The organism is Brunnivagina elsteri CCALA 953 (assembly GCF_002289455.1).
GTDB classification, from domain to species: Bacteria; Cyanobacteriota; Cyanobacteriia; order Cyanobacteriales; family Nostocaceae; genus Brunnivagina; species Brunnivagina elsteri.
Genome location: NZ_NTFS01000348.1, coordinates 1 through 7,087, shown reverse-complemented (window position 1 = coordinate 7,087; position 7,087 = coordinate 1). Strand labels below are relative to the sequence as shown.

The 7,087-nt window shown below is 40.7% G+C and carries 7 protein-coding genes; 4 read left to right on the top strand and 3 right to left on the bottom strand.

The window, feature by feature from the left end:
* Nucleotides 1–173: 173 nt before the first annotated feature.
* From CK510_RS23355 to CK510_RS23340, 3 genes are all read right to left on the bottom strand, one after another.
* Nucleotides 174–278 (bottom strand): photosystem II reaction center protein T, encoded by a 105-nt coding sequence (locus CK510_RS23355; RefSeq protein WP_095723963.1) that lies wholly within the window; start codon nt 276–278, stop codon nt 174–176.
* Between the two features lie 140 nt (nt 279–418).
* On the bottom strand, nt 419–1,951 hold the full coding sequence (gene psbB, locus CK510_RS23350) for a photosystem II chlorophyll-binding protein CP47 (RefSeq protein ID WP_095723962.1): 1,533 nt from the start codon (nt 1,949–1,951) through the stop codon (nt 419–421).
* Nucleotides 1,952–2,583: 632 nt separating this feature from the next.
* Entirely contained in the window at nt 2,584–2,913 is a 330-nt protein-coding gene (locus CK510_RS23340; protein ID WP_095723960.1) for a hypothetical protein, read from the bottom strand.
* A gap of 405 nt (nt 2,914–3,318) precedes the next feature.
* On the opposite strand from CK510_RS23340, the gene CK510_RS23335 reads away from it, so the two are divergent.
* From CK510_RS23335 to CK510_RS23320, 4 genes are all read left to right on the top strand, one after another.
* A complete protein-coding gene (locus CK510_RS23335) occupies nt 3,319–4,959 on the top strand; it encodes an ABC transporter substrate-binding protein (RefSeq protein ID WP_095723964.1) in 1,641 nt (546 codons plus the stop codon).
* A 182-nt stretch (nt 4,960–5,141) separates the two neighbouring features.
* A complete protein-coding gene (locus CK510_RS23330; protein WP_095723959.1) occupies nt 5,142–6,170 on the top strand; it encodes an ABC transporter permease in 1,029 nt (342 codons plus the stop codon).
* Between the two features lie 296 nt (nt 6,171–6,466).
* Nucleotides 6,467–6,775 carry a CU044_2847 family protein gene (locus tag CK510_RS23325; RefSeq protein WP_095723958.1) on the top strand — a complete coding sequence of 103 codons (309 nt, stop codon included), beginning with the start codon at nt 6,467–6,469 and terminating at the stop codon, nt 6,773–6,775.
* An 80-nt stretch (nt 6,776–6,855) separates the two neighbouring features.
* Nucleotides 6,856–7,087 (top strand): trypsin-like serine peptidase (locus tag CK510_RS23320; RefSeq protein WP_143289395.1); only part of this gene is annotated, 232 nt, incomplete at its 3' end.

The window sequence follows — 7,087 nt, the reverse complement described above, 5'->3', positions numbered from 1 at the left end:
GATTATATCAGATATTTACTTATTAGGTAATTAACCATTGAAGTAGCCAAAAAAAATAACCGCTATTACCATAATTGGTAGTAGCGGCTCAAGCAGGTTTTTTGCTGTAGTTTTTTGCTTTAATTTTTGTTTTAAATACAGCACTCAGCAATTACAAGCTTGGCAATTTGAGATTAATCATCTTTCTTAGCAATGCGGGGGGGTTCGCGGAATGCGATCGCAAAAAATATAGTCCCCAGCGCTAATGTGAAAACCAAAATGTAAGCAATGCTTTCCATGTCTAGCTTTTCCTGCTTTTTTAGCCAATATTTAGAAATAAATCAGGTTAGTGGCTAACAATTAGAAATTAGCAGTAAGTTTCAAATATTACTAACCAACCACTAACTATTAACCATTAACAACTAACAACCAACAAATCTTAAACAGCTTCTTTTTTACTGCGGGTCGTTTTGTCACCCACTTTTTGGAAGAGTCCCCATTCGACTTGTTCTTCCATGTCAGCTTCAACACCAGCAAATACATCTCGGTAAATTGTCCGAGAGCCGTGCCAAATATGACCGAAGAAGAACAGCAGCGCAAATACTGCATGTCCGAATGTAAACCAACCGCGAGGGCTAGTACGGAATACACCGTCAGAGTTCAAGGTTTCGCGATCGAAATCAAAGACTTCACCACGTTGAGCCAAACGAGCGTACTTTTTAACTTCTGCGGGGTCATCGAAGGACTTACCGTTCAAGTCACCACCGAAAAAGCTAACAGTTATCCCAGATTGTTCAAAGCTGCTTCTCGATTCTGCACGACGGAAAGGAATATCCGCACGGACAACACCATCAGCGTCGGTCAAAAGTACTGGAAAGGTTTCAAAGAAGTTAGGAAGACGACGTACTGTTAACTCCCGTCCTTCAGCATCTTTAAATACTGGGTGTCCTTGCCAAGATTGAGCAATTCCGTCACCCTTGACCATTGGACCAACGCGGAACAAACCACCTTTTGCGGGGCTGTTACCAACATAGTCAAAAAATGCCAGTTTTTCGGGAATTTTCGACCAAGCTTCAGAAAGGCTCGCACCTTCTGCAACACTGGCTTGAACGCGACGATTGATTTCTTGCTTGAAGTATCCTTGGTCCCACTGATAGCGGGTAGGTCCAAACAATTCAATTGGGGTGGTGGCGTTACCGTACCACATCGTACCTGCAACGATGAAGGCAGCAAAGAAGACTGCGGCAATACTGCTCGAAAGTACGGTTTCGATGTTACCCATTCGTAAAGCCTTGTAGAGCCTTTCCGGTGGACGTACTGTCAAGTGGAATAAACCAGCAATAATCCCAACTACACCAGCAGCAATATGGTGAGCAACAATGCCACCAGGATTAAACGGGTTAAATCCTGCTGGTCCCCATTCCGGAGATACTGGCGCTATGTGACCAGTGACCCCATATGGATCGGAAACCCACATTCCAGGTCCAAATAATCCGGTGAGGTGGAATGCACCAAAACCGAAGCAAAGTAGACCGGAGAGAAGTAGGTGAATACCAAACATTTTTGGTAAGTCGAGGGCTGGTTCACCTGTACGAGAGTCTTGGAAAAGTTCCAAATCCCAGTAAACCCAGTGCCAAACTGCTGCTAAAAACAGCAAGCCAGCGAGAATAATTTGAGCTGCTGCGACACCTTCAAAAGACCAGAAACCGGGGTCATAGTTAGGGTCGCCAACTACGTTCCAACCACCCCAAGAGCCAATCACACCCAAGCGTGCCATGAACGGCATCACGAACATGCCTTGTCGCCACATTGGGTTAAGTACGGGGTCACTGGGGTCGTAGATTGCCAGTTCGTACAGAGCCATCGAACCAGCCCAGCCTGAGACTAGAGCAGTGTGCATCAAGTGTACAGAAATCAGCCGTCCTGGGTCATTCAGAACCACTGTGTGTACTCGGTACCAGGGTAGTCCCATTGACTACGCTCCTCCTCGATAAGTTTGTTTACAAAGCAAATTTTAGATTTTGTAATTGCAAGAGCTTGCGCTCTTCCACACTTATTGTCTGATAAATTTAGACCGCGTGGGCATTTTAGTAGCGAGGAATGCAAAAACTTGTTGTAAGCGATCGCAATTTGCGAAATTTTACATCATGCGACACTCTCAGCATCCTCGAAAAAGGATACCCCGCTACTAAATGCAAAAATGAGAATGTTTTAAAAAGTGTAACTATTCGTGGAACCGTTTGCAAGCGGGAGCAAAAGAAAATAACCATGCCCCTAGGGTATAAAACATGGGTAATCGAATCACTACCAGCCCCAAATAAAAGAACCCCACCCTAACCCTCCCCTTGCTAAGGGGAGGGAATTAGACTTTTATTTTCCCCCTTGGAAAGGGGGGTTAGGGGGGATAATTTCCGGGATATGCAGGGAAATCAGACTTAATAAATACACCTTTGTCTTAATAAGGGTGAGAGGTTACGTGCTAATTTGCGATCGCGAAGGGGTGACAATGCGATCGCAATAGTAGAAATTAAAATTTAAGTCGAAACATAAAGAATTATTACCAATACTCAAAAATACAAGCCTTTCCCCTAACTTTTCTGATTCCTACACCAAAGCTTGAAGATTTTCCATCGCACACCTAGTTTCCGCATTTCCCAACCGTTCTAAAACTTGTTCGACACTCATTAAACGTTTGAGGGTAACTTGACCAATGGTTTTGGTATTCGCAGCTTGGAGGGAATCTATCGGTTTGACTTCAATGGTAATAATTGCATCTTCAACTCGGTACAGCCATAATAATTCTTCCTTTTCTACCAGACATAAACTCATTTTTTGAATATCTGGTAGTCTTCTCCATGCTGCTACTTGCCAAAGTCCTTCGGATTCCCAGACTCTACCGATTGTCCATCCTTCAGACAAGAAAAAGTATTTCATAATGCTTTATCTCGCAGTTATTAACTATAATTTGCTGTTTAACAATATCGCGATGTTTAGAGTTAAATCAGGTATATTCAGTTAGTTTTTCAATAAGAATTTAGAAAAAAGTATTTAGGGTAAGCCACAAAATGAATGATCCTGTGTTGTCATGCTGTAGCAAACTACAGAATGACCGAAGAGCATCTCTTTCTGTGGAGTTTTCTTAGCAAAAAACTCGCAAATACTAGTTAAGTATCCTCTAGAATCCCAACGTTAATTAAAATACATATAAAAAATTTCATCAATTGCCGTCGAATGGTATATCCTAATCTCTACAGTAGACACATGGTTGTAGTAATATTACTCACCATTGGCTTTAAAGTTATTCCATTAGCAAACCAAATTATCAAAATTATCGATTTTATGTACTGGTTCCCCTTTTTCAGCAGACCTTGGGGTCGAACTAAACAAATTATTAGTCTCGCTTGTATTTGTTTATTATTACTTGTTAGCTGTGCCAAAAGTCCACAGGCTGATAATTCTGGTGGTAGCAATAATCCCCGGATTATTATTGGCACAACAAATAAACCTCGAACCCTTGACCCGGCAGATGCATATGAGACAGGCTCGCTAGGTTTGATATATAACATGAGCGATAGGCTCTATACTTACAAAGCGGGAAGCACCGATATTCAACCGCAACTAGCAACCGAACTACCAAAAATTAGTGCCGATGGATTAACTTATACAATGGCATTACGTCAGGGTGTGGTATTTCATGATGGTGAAAAATTTAATGCTGCTGCTATGGCATTTAGTTTAAATAGGTTTATTAAAAATGGTGGTAAACCAGCTTTTTTGCTGGGTGATATTATCGCTTTGGTTTCATCTACAGGTGAATACGAATTAACGGTGAAATTAAAACAACCGTTTGCAGCTTTTCCATCGTTGTTAGCATTTTCTGGAGTTTGTGCAGTATCTCCGAAAGCATATAAAATTGGCGAAGGTGAATTTAACCCTAATAATTTTGTCGGAACTGGTCCATATAAATTAAGCAAATTTGCTACCGATAAAGTCCAACTCGATATTTTTGATAAATATTGGGGTGAAAAACCGATTAATCAAGGTGTAACCCTGCAAATTCTCAGCAGTGGAGTCAATTTATATAATGCCTTCCGGAAAAAATCGATTGACGTAGGGGGTTTATCGATGGATGCGGATCAAATTCGTTCCCTCCAAGAAAAAGCCAAAAATGGGGATTGGCAAGCGATCGCAAATAGTGGCAGTGTTATCTCGTTTATGGCTGTAAATCGCAACCAAAAGCCTCTGGATAACCCTTTGGTCAGGCAAGCTTTAGCAGCAATGATGGATCGAAAGTTGTTGTTGGAAAGGGTGTTGTATGGGCAAGGACAACCAGCTTACAGCATGGTACCGAATACATTCGATGTGTATAAACCCGCATTTAAAGAGCAATACGGCAGCGATGGGAATGCAGAAAAAGCCAAGGAATTGCTCAAACAAGCAGGATTTTCCAAAGAAAAGCCCGCAAAAGTCGAGCTTTGGTATCGTTCCAACGTAATGACAACAGGTTTAACGGCTATTGTCATGAAAGCGATCGCAAAAAAAACAATGGATGGTTTGCTTGATATCGAAATCAACGGTATCGATTCGACTAGTGCATATAAATATATTCCCCAAGGTGCTTATGCAACTACTTTGCTGGAATGGTATCCCGACTTTTTAGATGCGGATAATTATGTTCAGCCATTTTTGCAATGCGAAAAAGGTTCAAATGAAAAGGGTTGTGAAAAAGGTGGCAGTGTTTCCCAAGGTTCGTTTTACTATAGCGACAGTATGAATAAGTTGATTGAAGCTCAACGCAAGGAGCAAGACTCTACGAAACGCAAGCAATTCTTTGCCGAAATTCAAGACATTATCGCTAAAGATGTACCTTATATTCCCCTATGGCAAAAGCAAGATTATTTGTTTGCTCAAAATAGCGTTAGTGGTGTTAAACAGGATGCTAGTCAATTAGTAATTTATGGTGGGATTAAAAAGAGTTGATTTGGTAATTTGCGATTCCCAAATATTGTAGAGACGTTCCACCGGAACGTCTATATAAAAATCCAAATTCCATACCCAAATTTCATATCCAAAATCCGAAAATATTGTCAAAGTCAAAGACGTTCCACCGGAACGTCTCTACGAGAACCTAAAACCGAAAATCTAAAATCTAATATCCAAATATGTCACGTTCCAAAGCCCTTACGTATTACGTAACAGTCAGATTACTGCTGGCTCCATTGCAAATATTAACCATTGTCACAATGGTATTCGCATTATTACGAGTTGCAGCAGGAGACCCAGTAGATGCAATACTAGGTGTACGTGCCCCAGATGCCGCAAAAGAAGCACTCAGAAAACAATTAGGTTTAGATTTACCTTTGCCGTTGCAATATATCAACTATTTGGGAAGTTTATTCCTCAAATTCGACATGGGCAAATCAATAACTAGCCGAGGTAAAACTGTTTGGGAAATAATTGGCGAATATTTTCCAGCTACTGCGGAATTAGCCATATTTAGCATTATTGTGGCATTAGTTGTTGGGATTACAGTTGGAACTATTTCTGCTTCTCGTCCTGGTACAAAATTAGATGTGGCAGGTCGATTATTTGGGATTATTACCTATGCTTTACCAATGTTTTGGGCAGGCATGATATTGCAATTAATTTTCTCTGTTGGTTTAGATATATTGCCCTTGGGAACACGTTTCCCAGCTACCTTAGAAGCTCCAGTGAAACTAACAGGTTTGTACACCATAGATAGTTTATTAAGCGGCAAATTTGTCGAGTTTTTTACAGCAATTCAATACTTAATATTACCTAGCTGCACCTTAGGAATTTTGTTAAGCGGTATTTTTGAGCGGATTGTGCGGGTAAATTTAAAGCAAACCTTGCAATCCGATTATGTCGAAGCTGCCAGAGCTAGAGGTATTCCCGAAAACACAATCCTCGTTTCCCACGCTTTGAAAAATGCCCTCATTCCCGTCATCACAGTACTGGGGTTAACATTCGCTTCACTGTTGGGTGGGGCAATTTTGACTGAAGTCACATTCTCATGGCCCGGATTAGCAAGTCGTTTGTACGAAGCCATCACCGAACGCGATTATCCCACAGTTCAGGGAATCATGGTGTTTTTTGGTGCGATCGTTGTCATGGCAAGTATTTTGATTGATATTCTCAATGCCTACGTAGACCCACGGATTAGATATTGATGAACTTTTGATGAATTTTTTCCTACCTAAGCAATTACACTAGGTCAAAATAATACTTAAATTGAGGATTTTAAGCGATCGCATCATTAAATTACTCTCGGTGACGAAAAATATATAGTTCCTATCAAAGCGTTGTTTCTCGAAACTGCGTTTTTTATTTTTAATTCATTATTTTAAGTATTAACACTGATAAAGTAGGGAATTATTGACCTGTGTGACATAATTTCCCTCTTAAGCAATACTAAATAAAGCAAGACTACTTACGTATATTCTTCAAGGTGCAACTAAGTAAAAACATGGACGCAAAAATGAAGGTGATTCCCGTCAAGGTTTCCGAAAATTTGACGATATTAGTAGAAGCGCGATCGCTTGGTGGTGAGGAAGATGTTTCCAGTAAGTTTTTGTCGTTCGATCCGGTAACAGATGCGATCGAGGCAATATCGACAAAAATTGCGGCAACGGTACAAAAAATTAAGCCAGATAAAGTTGCGATCGAATTTGGCTTAGAAATAAGCGTCAAAAGTGGGGAATTAATGACTTTGCTGGTGAATGGAGAGCAAAAAGGCAATTTAAAAATCACGATGGAATGGGTAAATAAGCCGTGATAAATGAAATGATTCTCTATCAGTGAAACTACGGTCAGAATTCGCTCGTCACACAACATGACTGGTAATGCCAGAAATATATGGATGATTGGATCGCAGAAAATCTCAAGGAATGTACGGTACGATTACAGGGTGTTGATGGAGAATTGGGAACAGGGTTTTTTGTGGCTCCTGGACTGGTTCTTACATGTTTTCATGTTGTTAAAGCCACACATGCTCAAAAACAAACAATTGTAGCTGAGTGGCAAAACCAACAATATAGTGCTTGCGTAGAAGCTTTACCGAACAATCCAGAGATAGTCGATCTAGCAC